This is a genomic window from Actinomadura soli, assembly GCF_005889715.1.
In the GTDB taxonomy this organism is placed as follows: domain Bacteria; phylum Actinomycetota; class Actinomycetes; order Streptosporangiales; family Streptosporangiaceae; genus Spirillospora; species Spirillospora soli.
Genome location: NZ_VCKW01000186.1, coordinates 1 through 17471, shown reverse-complemented (window position 1 = coordinate 17471; position 17471 = coordinate 1). Strand labels below are relative to the sequence as shown.

At 72.7% G+C, this 17471-nt stretch carries 15 protein-coding genes and 2 pseudogenes; 7 read left to right on the top strand and 10 right to left on the bottom strand.

Features of this window, described 5'->3' with window-relative positions; all coding sequences use genetic code 11:
* Positions 1-104, top strand: a pseudogene (locus ETD83_RS46310) (IS982 family transposase); the annotation flags it as partial.
* Positions 105-123: 19 nt separating this feature from the next.
* Here ETD83_RS46310 and ETD83_RS29105 read toward each other — a convergent pair.
* Entirely contained in the window at positions 124-369 is a 246-nt protein-coding gene (locus tag ETD83_RS29105) for a hypothetical protein (RefSeq protein WP_138648409.1), read from the bottom strand.
* 100 nt (positions 370-469) lie between these two features.
* On the opposite strand from ETD83_RS29105, the gene ETD83_RS29100 reads away from it, so the two are divergent.
* On the top strand, positions 470-1909 hold the full coding sequence (locus tag ETD83_RS29100) for a DHA2 family efflux MFS transporter permease subunit (RefSeq protein WP_230421268.1): 1440 nt from the start codon (positions 470-472) through the stop codon (positions 1907-1909).
* Position 1910: 1 nt separating this feature from the next.
* Here the strand turns inward: ETD83_RS29100 and ETD83_RS29095 are convergent, their stop codons facing one another.
* From ETD83_RS29095 to ETD83_RS29085, 3 genes are read right to left on the bottom strand one after another with little or no spacing between them, the layout of a single operon-like run.
* Positions 1911-3221 (bottom strand): FAD-dependent oxidoreductase, encoded by a 1311-nt coding sequence (locus ETD83_RS29095; RefSeq protein ID WP_138648408.1) that lies wholly within the window; start codon positions 3219-3221, stop codon positions 1911-1913.
* Positions 3211-4026, bottom strand: coding sequence for a tryptophan 2,3-dioxygenase (locus tag ETD83_RS29090; protein ID WP_138648407.1), 816 nt, complete (start codon positions 4024-4026; stop codon positions 3211-3213). The genes ETD83_RS29095 and ETD83_RS29090 overlap by 11 nt, the downstream gene beginning before the upstream one ends.
* A 53-nt stretch (positions 4027-4079) precedes the next feature.
* Positions 4080-4610 carry a MarR family transcriptional regulator gene (locus ETD83_RS29085; protein ID WP_230421267.1) on the bottom strand — a complete coding sequence of 177 codons (531 nt, stop codon included), beginning with the start codon at positions 4608-4610 and terminating at the stop codon, positions 4080-4082.
* 53 nt (positions 4611-4663) lie between these two features.
* On the opposite strand from ETD83_RS29085, the gene icmF reads away from it, so the two are divergent.
* Entirely contained in the window at positions 4664-7882 is a 3219-nt protein-coding gene (icmF, locus tag ETD83_RS29080; protein ID WP_138648406.1) for a fused isobutyryl-CoA mutase/GTPase IcmF, read from the top strand.
* Between the two features lie 49 nt (positions 7883-7931).
* Positions 7932-8702, top strand: a complete 771-nt coding sequence (locus ETD83_RS29075; protein WP_138648405.1) for a helical backbone metal receptor — start codon at positions 7932-7934, stop codon at positions 8700-8702.
* 30 nt (positions 8703-8732) lie between these two features.
* Here the strand turns inward: ETD83_RS29075 and ETD83_RS29070 are convergent, their stop codons facing one another.
* The 3 genes from ETD83_RS29070 to ETD83_RS29060 form a co-directional block, all read right to left on the bottom strand.
* Positions 8733-9884 (bottom strand): acyl-CoA dehydrogenase family protein, encoded by a 1152-nt coding sequence (locus tag ETD83_RS29070; RefSeq protein ID WP_138648404.1) that lies wholly within the window; start codon positions 9882-9884, stop codon positions 8733-8735.
* A 98-nt stretch (positions 9885-9982) separates the two neighbouring features.
* Complete coding sequence (locus ETD83_RS29065; protein WP_138648403.1) at positions 9983-11314, bottom strand: protein kinase domain-containing protein; 1332 nt, start codon at positions 11312-11314, stop codon at positions 9983-9985.
* Between the two features lie 415 nt (positions 11315-11729).
* A complete protein-coding gene (locus tag ETD83_RS29060; protein ID WP_138648402.1) occupies positions 11730-12059 on the bottom strand; it encodes a DUF3099 domain-containing protein in 330 nt (109 codons plus the stop codon).
* 86 nt (positions 12060-12145) lie between these two features.
* On the opposite strand from ETD83_RS29060, the gene ETD83_RS29055 reads away from it, so the two are divergent.
* On the top strand, positions 12146-12358 hold the full coding sequence (locus tag ETD83_RS29055; protein WP_117400667.1) for a dodecin: 213 nt from the start codon (positions 12146-12148) through the stop codon (positions 12356-12358).
* A gap of 78 nt (positions 12359-12436) precedes the next feature.
* On the opposite strand, the gene ETD83_RS29050 is transcribed toward ETD83_RS29055, so the two are convergent.
* Positions 12437-13828 (bottom strand): metallopeptidase TldD-related protein, encoded by a 1392-nt coding sequence (locus ETD83_RS29050; protein ID WP_138648401.1) that lies wholly within the window; start codon positions 13826-13828, stop codon positions 12437-12439.
* Complete coding sequence (locus ETD83_RS29045; protein ID WP_138648400.1) at positions 13825-15324, bottom strand: TldD/PmbA family protein; 1500 nt, start codon at positions 15322-15324, stop codon at positions 13825-13827. The genes ETD83_RS29050 and ETD83_RS29045 overlap by 4 nt, the downstream gene beginning before the upstream one ends.
* A gap of 185 nt (positions 15325-15509) precedes the next feature.
* Here ETD83_RS29045 and ETD83_RS29040 point away from each other — a divergent pair, with 185 nt between their 5' ends.
* Both ETD83_RS29040 and fabI read left to right on the top strand, forming a co-directional pair.
* On the top strand, positions 15510-16214 hold the full coding sequence (locus tag ETD83_RS29040; protein ID WP_138648399.1) for a beta-ketoacyl-ACP reductase: 705 nt from the start codon (positions 15510-15512) through the stop codon (positions 16212-16214).
* A 5-nt stretch (positions 16215-16219) separates the two neighbouring features.
* Positions 16220-17005: an enoyl-ACP reductase FabI gene (gene fabI / locus ETD83_RS29035; protein ID WP_138648398.1), complete on the top strand. Its 786-nt coding sequence runs from the start codon at positions 16220-16222 to the stop codon at positions 17003-17005.
* Between the two features lie 56 nt (positions 17006-17061).
* On the opposite strand, the pseudogene ETD83_RS42860 reads toward fabI, so the two are convergent.
* Positions 17062-17471 (bottom strand): annotated as a pseudogene (locus ETD83_RS42860) (hypothetical protein); the annotation flags it as partial.

Below are 17471 nucleotides of genomic sequence, written 5' to 3'. Positions count from 1 at the left end.
CGGTACGGGTCGCCCAGCGCATCTTGGCCATGGCCGCAGCGATCTGGCACAACCACCGCACCGGCCAGCCCATCACCCGGTCACTGACCGCGTTCGACCACTGATCACTTCGGAACTACTCGTCTAGCCGGCGTCCTCCGGGGGCGCGTCGCGGTCATCGACGGGGACGACGTCCTTCAGGAAGTCGCGGCGGTCCAGGAACGCCGACAGGCTCTCGCGGTGCTCGTCGCACGCGAACCAGATCTTCCGCCGGTCCGGGGCGTGGATCTTCGGGTTGTTCCACCGCAGCGCCCACACGGCGTCGGCGCGGCAGCCCTTGGCGGAGCACTGCAGGTCGTCGGGGCCGGATTCCGGAGCGGAGTCGGTCATCCGGCAACTCTGGCACAGCGTGCCGGACGCGGCGCGCCCGCCTCGCCCTCCCGGCGGGTGAGCCGCGTTTCACCCGGTGATCTCCGGATAGGACCCTGCCGTGCGGACGGAGGCCACGGACGCCGGGGACCGGGCGGCGGAGCGGCGGCGCCGCTGGAAGGCGCTCTCCGTCTGCCTTGTCGCGGCGTTCATGACGCTGCTGGACGTCAGCATCGTCAACGTGGCGCTCCCGTCGATCCGGGAGGGGCTGCACGCCTCCGCGGCGGAACTGCAGTGGATCCTGTCGGGGTACGCGCTGACGTTCGGGCTCGTCCTCGTCCCGGCCGGGCGGCTCGGCGACGCCCGCAGCCGCCGCGCCGTGTTCCTGTCCGGGCTCGCGCTGTTCACATTGGCGAGCGCCGCCGCGGGGATCGCGCCGACGATCCTGCTCCTCGTCCTGGCGCGGCTCGTGCAGGGCGTCGCGGGCGGCATCCTGAACCCGCAGGTCGCCGGGCTGATCCAGCAGCTGTTCCAGGGCGCTGAGCGGGGCCGCGCGTTCGGCGCGCTCGGCGCCGTCATCGGGATCGCCACGGCGGTCGGGCCGCTGCTCGGCGGCGGGCTGATCGCCATCGCCGGGCCCGATGAGGGCTGGCGCTGGGTGTTCTACGTCAACGTCCCGGTCGGCGTGGCGGCGCTGGTGCTGGCCTGGCGGCTCCTGCCCGCGCCCGTCTACGGGGAACGGCAGGGCCTGGACCCGCTCGGCGTCCTCCTCCTCGGCGCGGGCGTCGTCTGCGTGCTGCTGCCGCTCGTCCAGGAACAGCAGTGGAAGAGCGACCTGAAATGGCTGCTCGTGCTCGCGGGCGCGGTCCTGATCGCGCTGTTCGCCGTGTGGGAGCGCCGCGCGCGGACGCCGATGGTGGACCTCGGCCTGTTCCGGCTCCGCTCGTACGCGCTGGGCTCGGCGATCGCGCTGCTGTACTTCGCCGGGTTCACCGCGATCTTCTTCATCTTCACGCTCTACCTGCAGAACGGCCTCGGCTACAGCGCGCTCGGCGCGGGACTCGCGATCACCCCGTTCGCGGTCGGCTCCGGCATCGCGTCCGCCGCGGGCGGCCAGGTCGTGGCGCGGTACGGGCGCCCGCTCGTCGCCGCCGGGCTCGGCGTGGTGCTGGTGGGCCTCGGCGCGGCGTGGGTGGCGGTCGAGGTGCACCCGGGCTCCGGCGTGGTCTGGTGGACGGCGGCGCCGCTGCTGGTCGCGGGCCTCGGCAGCGGCCTGGTCATCGCGCCCAACCAGACGATCACCCTGTCGGAGGTGCACTTCACCGAGGGCGGCAGCGCGGCGGGCGTCCTGCAGACGGGCCAGCGGGTCGGCACCGCGACGGGCATCGCCGCGGTCGGGTCGGTGTTCTTCGCCACCGTCGCTGGAAAGGGCGGGGACTGGGCCGCCGCGTTCCGGCACGGGCTGATCGTCATCCTGGTGTTCGTCCTGGCGGCGCTGGGCGCGGCCGTCGCCGACCTGTACGCGGGTCGCCGCGCCGTCCGCGCCGCCCGCGGCGGCTGATCTACCCGCGGCGGAGGGCGCGGGCGGCCAGGGCGGCGGCGGCCAGGCAGCCGAGCACGGACGCCGCGAGGACGCGGTTCTGCCGCCTGATCCGGGCCGGGATCTCCGCGTACGGCATCGTCGAGAAGGACACCAGCTCGTAGCGGGACACGTAGCGTCCCGCCAGGCGCCGCTCCAGCGCGTGCGTCGCCGCCTGCTTCGCCTGGTAGGCCGGGGACGACACGCGGTCGCGCATCTCGATGAAGTTGTCGAGGGCCATCTCGGCGATCGCGTCGGTGTTGGCCTTGCGCCGCTCCTGGTAGAGCGACAGCGCGCGGGCCCAGTCGCCGCCGGCCTCGGTCAGGCACCGGTCGATCTCGATGCAGTCCTCGAACGCGCAGTTGGCGCCCTGCCCGAAGAACGGGACGATCGCGTGCGCGGCGTCGCCGAGCAGCGCCACGATCGCGCCGTCCCCGTACCGCGTCCACGGCCAGCACCGGACGGTCACCAGCGACCCGACCGGGTTGTGCGCGTAGTCGTCGGCCAGGTCGGGCATGAGGCCCGCGACGTCCGGATAGTGCCGCTCGAAGTAGGCGGTCACCTTCTCCGGCGTATCGAGCGCGGCGAAGTCGTCCTTGGGCCAGAACAGCGTGCACGTGAACGACCGGTCGAGGTTCGGCAGCGCGATCATCATCGACGTGCCGCGCGGCCAGATGTGCAGCGCGTCCGGGTCGAGCGCGAACTCACCGCCCTTCGGCGGGACGGTCAGCTCCTTGTAGCCGTGCTCCAGGAAGTCGGCGTCGGCGTCCAGCGCGAGGGACTCGCGGACCGCGCTGTAGGCGCCGTCCCCGGCGAGGACGACGTCGGCGGGCTCGGAGCCGGCGTCGTCCAGGAGGATCGTCCCGGCGTCGGCGTCCACACCGGTCACGCGCTGGGAGAACCGCAGCGTGACGCCCGGGGTGGCCTCGGCCGTGTCCAGCAGCGACCGGTTCAGCTCGGCCCGGCTGATGGAGTTGATCGCGCGCTCGCCGTCCGCGCTGTACGGCTGGAAGTTCTGCCCGCCCGGCAGGGGATGCACCATCCGGCCGTGCATGGGCAGGGCCTGCTTGAGGGACTGGTCCCGCAGCCCGAGCTGCTCCAGCGCCGCCAGGCCGCGCGCCGAGATCGCCAGGTTGATCGAGCGGCCGCGTTCGGCGCCCGCCACCCGCGGGTCGGGACGCCGCTCGTACACCGTCACCGGGACGCCCCGGCGGCCGAGGAGCACCGCCAGCAGGCAGCCCGCCAGCCCCGCGCCGACGATCGCGACCTGCTCGCCGCCTTCGTCACGCCCCATGGGCGGAGACCTCCCCCGTACTTGCCGGCTCCGTCTGGGACCTGACCTCCCAGAGGTCGGGGAACGCGGGGGCGAACAGGGTCTTGCGCAGGTAGTCGGCACCGGCCGACCCGCCGGTGCCGATCTTCGCGCCGATCGTCCGCTCGACCATCTTCAGGTGGCGGTAGCGCCATTCCTGGATGCCCTCGTCCACGTCGACGAGCGCCTCGCAGACCTCCGCGCCGGGCCCGGACTCGTCCGCGTACACGGCGACCAGCGCCTTCTGCACTCCCGCGTCCGGCTCCCACGGACGGGACGTGTCGCGGCCGAGCGCCTCGCGCGGGACGGGGAACCCGAGCCCGTCCAGGTAGCGCAGCAGCGAGTCGAACATCGACGGCCGCGCGACCGCCGCCTGGAGCCGCGCGTCGTCGCGCAGGTCCGAGGCCGGGAACGCGCGCCGCCCGAGGACGGCCTCGATCTCGCGGAACTGCCCGCTCTGGAACCCGCTGGAGGTGCCGAGCTCGTCGCGGAACGCGGCGAACTGGCGGGGCGTCATCGTCTCCAGGACGTCCAGCTGCCCGACCACCGTCTTGAGGATCTTGGCGATGCGCCGCGCCGTGTGCAGCGAGCCCGCGCTGTTGCCCTCCTCCAGCCTGCGCTGCAGCAGCGCCGACTCGTGCAGGATCTGCTTGAACCACAGCTCGTACACCTGATGGATGATCACGAACAGCAGCTCGTCGTGGGCGGTCGTCCTGGGCTCCTGGCAGGACAGGAGATCATCGAGCCGGAGATAGCCGCCGTACGTCATCGTCGGCGAATCGGTCATCACGCCTCCTCGCGGCACACCGGATACAGAACCGCAGCATATGGGACGCCCTGTTAGTCGAGGTCGCCGGCGGCGTGCCGGACGGGGCGGAGCGCGGCGGTGATCCCGGCGGCCTGCCCGGCGGGGAGCGCGGCGATGCCGAAGCCGGACTCGTTGAGCGCGAGGGTCGCCTCCTCCGCGAGCTCGCGGCCGGCGGGCGTGATGGTGGCGAGGACGACGCGTCGGTCGTCGGGGGAGGGTCCGCGGCCGACGAGGCCGCGCTGCTCCAGGCGTCCGATCACGTTGGTGACCGAGGCGGGGTGGACCATCAGGCGGGCGCCCATCTTGCCCATGGGGAGCGTGCCCGCCCGCGTGAAGGCGAGCAGCCGCAGTGCCTCGTAGGCGGCGAACGTCAGCGCGTACGGCTTGAGGACGGCCTCGATCCGGCTCAGCAGGAGCTGCTGCGCCCGCATCACCGACGTGACGGCCGCCATGTGGTCGGCGTGCTCGGGCCACCGGAGGCTCCACTGGCGGTGGGCCTCCGCGATCGGGTCGGTCATGTCGGGCATCGGCCTACCGTACGTGGTCTTGACTGGCTCGCGCATGGAAACTATTTTAACTTCCAAATATTGGATGTCCAAGGGTTGAGGTGAGAGCGGTGACGGGGGACCTGCACAAGCCGGAGCACCCGGTGCGGTTCGTGACGGCGGCGGCCCTGTTCGACGGCCACGACGCGGCGATCAACATCATGCGGCGCATCCTGCAGTCGCAGGGCGCCGAGGTGGTGCACCTCGGGCACGACCGCTCGGTCCGCGAGGTCGTCGACGCCGTCCTGGAGGAGGACGCGCAGGGCGTCGCGATCAGCTCCTACCAGGGCGGCCACGTCGAGTACTTCGAGTTCCTGTCGCGCAGCCTGAAGGAGGCGGGCGCCGAGCACGTGAAGGTGTTCGGCGGGGGCGGCGGGGTGATCGTCCACGAGGAGATCGCGCGGCTGTCCGGCGCCGGGGTGCGGATCTTCTCGCCGGAGGACGGGCAGCGGCTCGGCCTGCCGGGGATGATCAACGAGCTGGTGCGCGACTGCGACGTCGACCTCGCCGCCGAACCCGTCCCGGCGGAGGCCGTGGTGGCGGGGGAGCGGCACGCGCTCGCCCGGGCCATCACCTGCCTGCAGGCCGGGAAGCTCCCCGGCGACGACCGGGCGCTGCTCGCCGAGGCGGCGGGCAAGCGTCCCGTCCCCGTGCTGGGGATCACCGGGACGGGCGGCTCCGGAAAGTCGTCCCTCACCGACGAGCTGGTGCGGCGGCTGCGCGTCGACCAGCAGGACAAGCTGCGCGTCGCGGTCCTGGCCGTCGACCCGACGCGGCGCCGCGGCGGCGGCGCGCTGCTCGGCGACCGCATCCGGATGAACGCGCTGGACCGCGACCACGTCTTCTTCCGCTCGCTGGCGACCCGCGGCGCGCGCGAGCTGCCCGAGAACATCGAGGACATCATCGGCGCCTGCAAGGCCGCCGGATACGACCTCGTCATCCTGGAGACGCCCGGCATCGGCCAGGGCGACGCCGCGATCGTCCCGCTGGTCGACGTGTCGCTGTACGTGATGACGCCCGAGTTCGGCGCCGCGACCCAGCTCGAGAAGATCGACATGCTCGACTTCGCGGACGTCGTGGCGATCAACAAGTTCGAGCGGCGCGGCGCGGCCGACGCGCTGCGGGACGTGTCGCGGCAGCTCGTCCGCAACCGGGAGGCGTTCGGGCAGCGGCCCGAGGACATGCCCGTGTTCGGCACCAGCGCCGCCACGTTCAACGACGACGGCGTCACCGCGCTCTACCAGCACCTTGGCGGCCTGCTCGGCGAGCACGGGCTGCGGCTGGAGGACGGCGTCCTCCCCGAGATCACGACGAAGGTGCCGACCGGCGCCGCGACCGTCATCCCGCCCGGCCGGGTCAGGTACCTGTCCGACATCGCCGACACCGTGCGCGGCTACCACGCCGGGACGGTGAAGCAGATCGAGGCGGTGCGGCGCGTCCAGCGGCTGGAGGCGGTCCGTGCCGAGCTGACGGACGCGTCCGAGGTCGAAGAGCTCCTGGCCCAGGCGCGCCAGGACGTGGCGCCCGAGAACGCCGGCCTGATCGAGGGCTGGCCCGCGGTCGTCGAGTCGTACTCGGGCGACGAGCAGGTCGTGAAGATCCGCGACAAGGAGCTGCACACCAAGCTGACCCGCGAGTCGCTGTCGGGCAGCCGGATCCCGCGCGTCGCGCTGCCGCGCTTCACCGACCACGGCGAACTGCTGCGGTTCCTGCGGAACGAGAACCTGCCCGGACGGTTCCCGTTCACCGCCGGAGTGTTCCCCTTCAAGCGCGACAACGAGGACCCGGCCCGCATGTTCGCGGGTGAGGGCGACCCGTTCCGCACCAACCGCCGCTTCAAGCTGCTGTCGGAAGGGCAGCCCGCGACCCGCCTGTCCACCGCGTTCGACTCGGTCACCCTGTACGGGCGCGACCCGGACGAGCGTCCCGACGTGTACGGCAAGGTCGGCACGTCCGGCGTGTCCATCGCCACGCTGGACGACATGAAGGCCCTCTACGACGGGTTCGACCTGTCGTCGCCGACGACGTCGGTGTCGATGACCATCAACGGCCCCGCGCCGACGATCCTGGCGTTCTTCCTCAACACCGCCATCGACCAGGGCCTGGACGCCTTCTACGAGGAGCACGGGCGCGGGCCGTCCGAGGACGAGGCCGCCGCGATCCGCGCGCGCGTGCTGTCCACCGTGCGCGGCACCGTCCAGGCCGACATCCTCAAGGAGGACCAGGGGCAGAACACCTGCATCTTCTCCACCGAGTTCTCGCTGCGGATGATGGGCGACATCCAGGAATGGTTCATCGCCAACAAGGTCCGCAACTTCTACTCGGTGTCCATCTCCGGCTACCACATCGCCGAGGCCGGCGCGAACCCCATCAGCCAGCTCGCGTTCACCCTCGCCAACGGGTTCACCTACGTCGAGTCGTACCTGGCGCGCGGCATGGACATCGACGACTTCGCGCCCAACCTGTCGTTCTTCTTCTCCAACGGCATGGACCCGGAGTACAGCGTCCTTGGACGCGTGGCCCGCCGCATCTGGGCCGTCGCCATGCGCGACCGGTACGGCGCCAACGAGCGCAGCCAGAAACTGAAGTACCACGTGCAGACGTCCGGGCGCTCCCTGCACGCGCAGGAGATGGACTTCAACGACATCCGCACGACGCTGCAGGCCCTCATCGCCATCTACGACAACTGCAACAGCCTCCACACCAACGCCTACGACGAAGCCGTCACGACCCCGACGGCCGAATCGGTGCGGCGCGCGCTGGCGATCCAGCTCATCATCAACCGCGAGTGGGGCCTGGCGATGAACGAGAACCCGCTGCAGGGGTCGTTCGTCATCGACGACCTGACCGACCTGGTCGAGGAGGCGGTGCTGGCGGAGTTCGACCGCATCAGCGAGCGCGGCGGCGTCCTCGGCGCGATGGAGACCGGTTACCAGCGCGGCCGCATCCAGGACGAGTCGATGCTGTACGAGCAGCGCAAGCACGACGGCTCGCTGCCGATCATCGGCGTCAACACGTTCCGCAGCCCCGGCTCCGGCGACGGGACGCCCGACACGATCGAACTGGCCCGTGCCACCGAGGACGAGAAGCGGTCCCAGCTCGACCGCGTGCGCGGCTACCAGGACACGCACCGCGCCGAGGCACGGGAGGCGCTGGCCGCGCTCAAGGACGCGGCGCAGGCCGGCGAGAACGTGTTCGCGGTCCTCATGGACGCGGCCCGCGTCTGCAGCCTCCAGCAGATCACCGACGCGTTCTTCGAGGTCGGCGGCCAGTACCGCCGCAACATATGAGCGGAGCGAACCGGGGGGTGTGGGGGGTCGCCCCCCACGGGGGAGACGCATGAGAGTCGTGGACGACACCGAGGCCCCGGTTCCGGTTCCGGATCGGGTGCGCCGGGTCGTGTCGATCGTCCCGTCGTTGACGGAGACGGTCGCGGTCACTGCGCCGGGCCTGCTGGTGGGCGCCACCGACTGGTGCACTCACCCCGCCGACCTGGACGTGCCGCGCGTCCGGGGCACCAAGAACCCCGACCTGGAGAAGATCGCGGAGCTGCGGCCGGACGTCGTCCTCGGCAACACCGAGGAGAACCGTCCCGGCGACGTCGAGGCGATGCGCGCCGCCGGGATCCCGGTCTGGATGACGGAGATCCGCACCGTGGACGAGGCGCTGGCGTCGCTGCGCCGCATGCTCGCCGAGGCGTGCCGCGTCCCGGTGCCGGGCTGGCTGGACGACGCGTCCCGCGCCTGGTCGGACGTCACGCCCGGCACGCCGCGCGCGGCCGTCGTCCCGATCTGGCGGCGGCCGTGGATGGTCGTCGGACGGGACACCTTCACCGGGGACGTCCTGTCCCGCCTGGGCGTCTCCAACGTCTACGCGGGCCACCCCGACCGCTACCCGAAGATCCCGCTCGGCGAGCTGAACGCGTCCGGCGCCGACCTGGCCGTCCTGCCGGACGAGCCCTACCGGTTCACCGAGGACGACGGCCCGGAGTCGTTCCCGGGCATCGACGTCGCGCTCGTCAACGGCAGGCACCTGACCTGGTACGGCCCGTCCCTCGTCGGAGCACCGGCCGCCCTGGCCCGCGAACTCGCCGCGGCCCGGACCTACTGACCGCGCCGGCGCTCCCGCCGCGGCCTCCCGTCAGACCTGGAGGTCCTTGGCGATGATCGTCTTGAGGACCTCGCTGGTGCCGCCGTAGATGCGGGTGACGCGGGCGTCCGCGTACAGCCGCGCGATCGGGTACTCCAGGATGTAGCCGTAGCCGCCGTGCAGCTGCAGGCACTTGTCGACGACGCGGCCCTGCACCTCGGTGCAGAACAGCTTGGCGACGGCGGCGTCGGCGGCCGTCAGCTCCCCGGCGTCGAGGGCCTCGATGCAGCGGTCCACCAGCGAGCGGGCGGCCTCCACCTCGGTGGCGCACTCGGCGAGGACGAACTTGGTGTTCTGGAACGAGGAGACGGTCTTGCCGAAGACCGTCCGGTCCTGCACGTACTGGCGGGCGAACTCCACGGCCGCCGCCGCCGACGCGTAGGAGCTGGTGGCGATGCCGAGCCGCTCCTCGGCCAGGTTGTGCGTCAGGTACTCGAACCCGCGGCCCTCCTCGCCGAGGAGGTCCTCGGCCGGGACCCGGACGTCGCTGAACGACAGCTCGGCGGTGTCGGAGCTGCGCAGCCCGATCTTCTCCAGCTTGCGGCCGACGGTGTAGCCCTCGCTCGCGGTGTCCACCGCCAGGATCGACAGGCCCGTGCGGCGGTTCTCCGGCGCGGCGGGGGAGGTGCGGGCGACGACGAGCACCCGGTCGGCGAGGACGCCGCCGGTGATGAAGGTCTTGGCGCCGTTCAGGACGTAGTGGTCGCCGTCGCGGCGCGCGGTCGTCCGCATGCCGGCGAGGTCGGATCCGGTGCCGGGCTCGGTCATCGCGATGGCCGTCATCATCTCGCCGGACGCGAACGGCGGCAGCCACCGCTTCTTCTGCTCGTCCGAGCCGTACTTCAGCAGGTAGGGCAGGACGAGGTTGACGTGGACGGAGTAGCCGCCGAAGCTCACCCCGGCACGGGCGCACTCCTCCGAGACCACCGCCTGGTACTTGAAGCTCGTCTCGCCCGCGCCGCCGTACTCCTCGGGGACCTCGATGCCGAGCACGCCGAGTTCGCCGAGCTTGCGGTAGAAGTCGCGCGGCGGGTGGCCCGCGTCCTCCCACTCGCCGAAGACCGGCACGACCTCGGCCTCGATGAACGCCCGGATCGTCTCCCGGAACGCCTCGTGGTCCTCGTTGAACAGGGTGCGGCGCACGCGGGTCCCCTTTCGCTCCCTGGCCTGTCAGAACGCACAACCTAACTCGAATCGCATTCTAGAACCAATCGCGGCGTGGATGGGACCTGGACGGGGGCTCAGGACTGGACGGGCACTTCGGCGAGCAGCGCGGTGAGGCCCGCCGCCCGTCCGGGCGACACCTCGCCGGGGTCCCGGTCCGCGATGGCCGCGCGCAGCCGCTCCACCCGCCGGCCGAGATCGACGGGCTCACCGCCGTCCACCTGGTTCAGCAGCGTGCTGACCTCGCGGGCGAGCTCGGTGCCGAACCGCGCCCCGACCTCGCCGGTCGCGATGCCCACGTCGATCGCGCGCCGCATCCGCGCGAGCGCGCCGACCGTCACCGCGCGCGTCCTGGCCGCCGGGACGGCCGGGCCCGGCGGGGCCGCCGTCGCGGACGGCACCGGCGGGCCGTCGCCCGGATCGTCCGCGGGCCCGGACGGCGGCGCCGCGCCGGACCGGCTCGGCAGCGGCGGCAGCGCCACGCCGCGCGGCGCGTCCGACAGCGACGCGGTGATCACCCCGAGCGGGGCGAGGACCAGCGCGAGGACCGCCGCGGCCGCGCCGCCGAGCAGTACCGCCCGCCCGGCCCGTCCGAGCCTGCGCCGCCGTGGCCCGTCCCGTCCGGCGGCGGGGGAGCCGGGCTCCTCCACCACGGGCAGGGCCGCCGTCTCCGTCGCCTCGGCCGCGAGGATCCGGGCGATGCCGGCGGCGCCGGGCCGCTCGGCGGGGTCGTCCGCGCGGCAGCGGGCGGCCAGGTCGGCCAGGGCGGCGCGGGTTTCGTCGTCGTCGCCGGAGCGCGGTGCGGCCTCCGGGTCGCCGATGAGGCATTCGGCGAGGATCCGGCCGAACGCCAGCACGTCCTCGGCCTGACCCGACGCGTCCGCCTCACCCCTGTCGTTGCCGTCGCCGTCGCCGCCAGGGACGGCCAGAGCGCCGGAGATGCCGAGCCCGAGGAGCTTCACGCCGTCCGCGGTGAGGAACACCTGCGCGGGCCTCAGATCGCCGTGCACGATCCCGGAGGCGTGGACGGCGGCAAGGGCGTCGGCGAGCTGTGCGCACAAGCCCACGGCCTCCTGAGCGCCCGGCAGCCCCCGCGTGAGGCGCGCCGCCAGGGACTCGCCGCCGAGGTACTCCGTGACCGCGTACGTCAGCGCCTCCCCGCCGGAGCCCTCGGCCTCGCCGTAGTCGTAGGTGGTCACGATGTTCGGGTGGGCGAGCGCGGCGGCGGCGCGGGCGGCGTCCCGGAGCGCCCGTCGCAGGTCCCGCCTGGTCCGCCGGACGCCGACGAGCGTCACGGCGACGCGGCGGGCGAGCAGTTCGTCGCGGGCGGCCCACACCTCGGCCGTGCCGTGCCGCTGGACGCGGCGCTCCAGGCGGTAGCGGCCGTCCAGCCGGAATCCTGGGTCCACGAGAGCTCCCCTCGGGCGGGGACGGCGGGTGCCGGCGCACAGCAGTACGCACCGCGGATCGGATCGGATCGGATCGGTCCATGATCACCCGTCCCGGCGGACGGCGCCGAGATTTCGGCCTTGGCCGGACCAGGCCACCGCCCGGGCTTGCGTTCTCCCTCGGACGCGCTTATGCGCGAGGGAGCACGGCGTTCAAGGACGGTTCACGGGCAGGTCATCCGCGCGGCCGGGAAGTGCCAGGAGAAACCCCGGACATTGAAAAGCGGCGCCGGGTGGATACGGGGGCAATCCACCCGGCGCCGCATCATCGGTGTTCCGACGGGGGCCCGGAACACCGGCACGGGCGCTCCGACGGGGGACCAGAGCGCCGGTACAAATCGTACACCGAAACCCCCCGCGGTTAGTCAAGAGAATGTCACGACCCGATTTCCGGTCGCTGTCCGGAAACCGGCTTCTGTTCGCGCCCCATGGGATCGCCAAAGGTCGCGGAGGGGGTCGGCTCCCGTCCGCCGTTGGCGAAGACGACCGCGATGTAGGGCAGGAACAGCGCCCCGACGATGAGAAGGATCACCAACCACACGGGCGCGCCGGCCACCGCGGCCAGCACGGCGCCCACGAAGCACAGCGTCCTGACGCCCATGGACATCAGGTAACGCCGCTGCCGGTGGCCGATGTCCTCCGACATCGGGAGCGGCGCGTCGGTGATCGTGTGGACCGCCGGCGCCCGATGGTGATTGACCCTCACGTTTCCACGGTAAGCCCATGGGGTCCGGCAGGCGACACCAGTACGGGTCAAAAGGCGGTACTGGCCAAAAGCACGGGAGGAACGAGATGACCGATCGCACGTACCGGGTGACGGAGATCGTCGGGACCTCGCCGGAGTCGGTCGAGAGCGCGATCCGCAATGGCGTCAGGCGCGCCGCGCAGACGCTGCGTCACCTGGACTGGTTCGAGGTGACCGAGGTCCGCGGCCAGATCGAGGACGGAGAGGTCGCCCACATCCAGGTCACCATGAAGGTCGGCTTCCGCCTGGAAGACGCCTGAACCGCGCCGCCTCGCCGGCCCCGGCGCGCGCGAGGCGAGCCGGGGCGGGCGGGGCGGCGATGCGCGGGAAAGCCGGTCTCAGGACGCCTTCGACACCGTCGACATGTTGAAATCGGGCACGCGCAGGGCGGGCATGGCGGTGCGGGTGAAGTAGTCGGACCACTCGCGCGGCAGCGTCGGGACGGTCCCGCCGACCTCGGTGAGGCGCGACAGCAGGTCGACGGGGCTCTCGTTGAACCGGAAGTTGTTCACGGCCCCGACGACCTCGCCGTCCTCGACGAGGTAGACGCCGTCGCGGGTGAGGCCGGTCAGCAGCAGGCTCTGCGGGTCGACCGCCCGGATGTACCACAGGCACGTCAGCAGCAGCCCGCGCTCGGTGCGGGCGACCATGTCCTCCAGGGACGCGCCGCCGTCCGGGCCCGCCATCGCGAGGTTGTCGATGGCCGGGGTGAGCGGCAGCCCGGTGCGCTCGGCCGAGTGCCGCGTCTGGGTGAGCGAGGCGAGCTCGCCGTCGCGGATCCAGTCGGTGGCGCCGAGGGGGAGGCCGTTGTCGAACACCGACGACTCGCGGCTCGACGCGTGCGCGATCACGAACGGCGCGCACTGCAGGCCCGCGGCGGCCGGGTCGCTGGACAGGCTGACCGGCAGGCTCGCGAGCCGCTCGCCCACGCGGGTGCCGCCGCCGGGCGCGCTGAAGACGGTGCGGCCGTCCTGCGCGTCCTGCGCGCCCGCCGACCAGTACAGGTAGATCATCAGGTCGGCGACGGCGGACGGCGGCAGGATCGTCTCGTACCGCCCGGCGGGCAGGTCCACGCGCCGCTCGCCCCACTCCAGACGCCGGTCGAGCCCGGCGGTCAGGGCGGGGACGTCCACGTCGGTGAAGTCGCGGGTGGCGACGCCCGCCCACGCCGAGCCGCCCGCGCCCTTGGCGTTCAGCTCCAGCAGCCCGGTCGGCTGGACGTGCCGCACCCGCAGCCCGGCCGAGTTGCCGACGAACGTCGAGGTCACGACGTGGTTGGCGAACCCGTACAGGCGACGGTCGGCGGACTCGGCGGCCGCGAACGCCTCGCCCAGCGCGGGCGCGAAGCCCTCGAACACGCCGATGCCGGTCTCGGCCGGGTCGTCGCCCCATCCCGCCGACGCGCCGGCCGGGCCCTCGGCGACGAGCGGCCGGGCGTCCTCGGCGGGCTCGTTCCCCGCGGCGTCGGCCTCGGCGGCGCGGACCAGCTCCTCGATGCCGCCGGCGCCCACCGCCGACCGCGACACCACGCCCGCGGCGACGCCGTCCGCGGTGTTCCGCAGCGCGATGACGGTGAGGCGGCTGGAGCGGGTCACGCCGTTGGTGGTGAGGGTGTTGCCCGCCCACCGCAGGTTCGCGGTGCTCGTCTCGTCGGCGATGACGACGCAGTCGTCCGCGCTGGACAGCTCCAGCGCCCGCTCGACGGCCTCGCTCGGCCCGATCCCGGTCACTGGCCGGCCTCCTTCAGCGCGTTGAGGATGTTGACGCCGCGGAACAGCGCCGACGGGCAGCCGTGGCTGACCGGCGCGATCTGCCCCGGCTGGCCCTTCCCGCAGTTGAACGCGCCGCCGAGCACGTACGTCTGCGGGCCGCCGACGGCCTCCATGGAGTTCCAGAAGTCGGTGGTGGTGGCCTGGTAGGCGACGTCGCGGAGCTGCCCGGCGAGCCGCCCGTTCTCGATGCGGTAGAACCGCTGCCCGGTGAACTGGAAGTTGTAGCGCTGCATGTCGATCGACCAGCTCTTGTTGCCGACGATGTAGACGCCGCGGTCGACGCCGGAGATGAGCTCGTCGGTGGACGGGCCGTCCTCGGCGGGCTGGAGCGACACGTTCGCCATCCGCTGGATCGGCATGCTGGACGCCGCGTCCGCGAACGCGCACCCGTTGGAGCGTCCGGCGCCGGTGAGGCGGGCGATGCGCCGGTCGGTCTGGTAGCCGGTGAAGCGCCCCTCGGCGATGATGTCGAACGCCTGGGTCCGGACGCCCTCGTCGTCGTAGCCGATGGTGGCGAGCCCGTGCTCGGCGGTGCGGTCCCCGGTGACGTTCATGACCTTCGACCCGTACTGCAGCTCGCCGAGCTTGTCGGGCGTGGCGAAGGAGGTGCCCGCGTAGGCGGCCTCGTAGCCGAGCGCCCGGTCCAGCTCGGTGGCGTGCCCGATCGACTCGTGGATCGTCAGCCACAGGTTGGACGGGTCGACGACGACGTCGTACACGCCCGGGTCGACCGACGGCGCCGCGAGCTTCTCCGCGAGCAGCTCGGGGATGCGGGCCAGCTCGCCGTCCCAGTCCCAGTGGTCGCCGGACAGCCACTCCCACCCGTACCCGGCGGGCGGCGCGAGCGTCCGCATCGTGTCGAACAGCGGGCCGGAGATGCCGACGGCGTCCAGCGCGGGATACAGCCGGACGCGCTGCTGGGTGGTGACGGTGCCCGCGAGGTCGGCGAAGAACTTGTTCTCCTTGACCTGCATCAGCGTGGCGTCGACGTGGTCGACGCGGTCGTCGTCCAGGAGGCGGCGGCTCCACCCGGCCAGCAGCGCGACCTTCTCGCCGGTCGGGACGTCGAACGGGTCGATCTCGTACGCGGAGACCCAGGTGCGCTCTCCGTGGACGGGCTCGGGGGCCAGCTCGATGGGTTCGCGGTTGACGGGCCTGGCGACGGCGGCGACCTCGACGGCCTGGGCGGCGACGCGGGCGGCGCCGTCCGGGGTGAGGTCGATGCCGGCGGCGAAGCCCCACGTGCCGTCCTTGACGACGCGGACGGACAGGCCCACGTCGTCGGCGTCCAGCGCGGTCTCCAGCGCGGCGTCGCGGAGGTTCAGCGTCTGGCTGCGGATGCGTTCGAGGCGGAAGTCGGCGTGCTCGGCGCCCAGCTCCCGGGCCCGGGTGAGGGCCGCGTCGGCCAGCGCGCGGAGCGGCAGGGCGGTGAAGGAGGGATCGATGTCATGCACCCTCCGCAACCTACCCCCGGGCGCGGCCCGCGTCCCTGGCGGGAACGAACGCGCGCGTGAACAAACCGGGGTCGGCGGAACTTGTCGGTTCGGCACATCCGCAGGGCGGCGCCCGGCCGCTAGTGTCGTGCCGCAGCCACCGCGCAGCGTGAACGGGAACGCGCAGCCTGAACGAGAGGGTCCTGATGAGTCGCTCTGTCCTCGTGACCGGGGGTAACCGGGGCATCGGCCTGGCCATCGCCCGCGAGCTCGCCGCGGCGGGCGACGCCGTGGCGGTGACGTACCGGTCCGGTGAGCCCCCGGACGGCCTGTTCGGCGTCCGGTGCGACGTGACGAGCGCCGAGGACGTCGACGCCGCGTTCGGCAAGGTCGAGGCGGAGCAGGGCCCGGTCGAGGTGGTCGTCGCCAACGCCGGGATCACCAAGGACACCCTGCTGGCGATCATGAGCGAGGAGACGTTCACGTCCGTCCTCGACACGAACCTGACGGGCTCGTTCCGGGTCGCCAAGCGCGCGGTGAAGAGCATGATGCGCAAGCGCACCGGGCGGATCGTGCTGGTCTCGTCCGTGGTGGGCCTGACGGGCTCGGCGGGGCAGTCGAACTACGCCGCGTCCAAGGCGGGCATGGTCGGGTTCGCCCGGTCGCTCGCCCGCGAGCTCGGCTCCCGCGGCGTGACCGTGAACGTCGTCGCGCCGGGGTTCGTCGACACCGACATGACGGCGGTGCTGACCGAGGACCAGCAGAAGGCCATCACCGCCTCGATCCCGCTCGGCCGGATCGCGAGGCCGGAGGAGGTCGCGAAGGCGGTGCGGTTCGTGGCGAGCGAGGACGCCGCCTACATCACCGGGGCCGTGATCCCGGTCGACGGCGGACTGGGAATGGGGCACTGACGGTCATGGGCATTCTCGAAGGCAAGCGGATCCTGGTCACCGGCGTCCTCACCGACGCGTCGATCGGCTTCCACATCGCGCGGATCGCGCAGGAGCAGGGCGCCGAGGTGGCGCTGACCGCCTACCCGCGCCCGACGCTCACGGCGCGGACCGCGAAGCGGCTCCCGTCCGGGCCCGACTCGCCGCCCCCGGTGATCGAGCTGGACGTGACGGACACCGCGCAGCTCGACGCCCTCGCCGGGAACCTGCGCGACCACGGCTTCGACCACCTGGACGGCGTCGTCCACGCGATCGCGTTCGCGCCGCAGACCGCGCTCGGCGGCACCTTCCTGGAGACGCCGTGGGAGGACGTCGCGACCGCCGTCCACGCCTCGACGTTCTCGCTGAAGTCGCTGACGATGGCGTGCCTGCCGCTGATGAAGGACGGCGGCTCCGTCGTCGGCCTGGACTTCGACGCCACCAAGGCGTGGCCGGTGTACGACTGGATGGGCGTGGCGAAGGCGGGCCTGGAGTCGTGCGCCCGCTACCTGGCCAAGTACCTGGGGCCGCAGGGCATCCGGGTCAACCTCGTCGCGGCGGGCCCGCTCTCGACGATGGCGGCCAAGAGCATTCCCGGGTTCGAGGGCATGACGGAGATGTGGCCGAAGGCCGCGCCGCTCGGCTGGGACATCAAGGACAGCGAGCCGACCGCGCGGGCGTGCGCGGCGCTGCTGTCGGACTGGTTCCCGGCGACGACGGGCGAGATCGTCCACGTCGACGGCGGTCTGCACTCCATCGGCGCCGCTGGCTGAACTCATAGCGTTGGCCGTCGCGTGGACGCGGCGGTGGCTTGGGCAGGTGCGCCCCGCTAGGTGCGGCGGCGGAGGGTGCGGGCGGCGACGTTGAGGTTGAGGGCGGCCACGGCGCCCGCGGCTCCGGCCGCGGCGGCGACCCACAGCATCTGGCCGCTGCCGTTCCCGGACGCCGCGACGGGGGAGACGAGGCGCGTCTGCGGCTGGGCGGCCGTCCCGGGCGGCCCTTGGGCGTACGGGGCGGTGGCGAGTTCGGGCGCTGGGAGCGCGCCGGGCGCCAGGGACGACTCTGGCGGCGGACCGTCCGCGTACGGCGCGAGCCCCTCGAACTCGGTCACCATGGGCGGCGCCTGGCCGCGTGGTGCCGAAGGGGCCTTGCGCGGCGCCTTCTCCGGCGGCGGGGCGCCCTTGTTCCCTGAGCCGGGCGCGGGTTCCCTGGGCTTGTCGGGGGTCTTCGGCGGGGTGG

Coding starts and splice junctions, on each gene's coding strand:
- ETD83_RS29085 (WP_230421267.1), bottom strand. CDS start 4,610: ATGCGCGAGCCAGTCAAGACCACGTACGGTAGGCCGATGCCCGACATG.
- ETD83_RS29040 (WP_138648399.1), top strand. CDS start 15,510: ATGAGTCGCTCTGTCCTCGTGACCGGGGGTAACCGGGGCATCGGCCTG.
- ETD83_RS29055 (WP_117400667.1), top strand. CDS start 12,146: ATGACCGATCGCACGTACCGGGTGACGGAGATCGTCGGGACCTCGCCG.
- fabI (WP_138648398.1), top strand. CDS start 16,220: ATGGGCATTCTCGAAGGCAAGCGGATCCTGGTCACCGGCGTCCTCACC.
- ETD83_RS29090 (WP_138648407.1), bottom strand. CDS start 4,026: ATGACCGATTCGCCGACGATGACGTACGGCGGCTATCTCCGGCTCGAT.
- ETD83_RS29105 (WP_138648409.1), bottom strand. CDS start 369: ATGACCGACTCCGCTCCGGAATCCGGCCCCGACGACCTGCAGTGCTCC.
- ETD83_RS29095 (WP_138648408.1), bottom strand. CDS start 3,221: ATGGGGCGTGACGAAGGCGGCGAGCAGGTCGCGATCGTCGGCGCGGGG.
- ETD83_RS29075 (WP_138648405.1), top strand. CDS start 7,932: ATGAGAGTCGTGGACGACACCGAGGCCCCGGTTCCGGTTCCGGATCGG.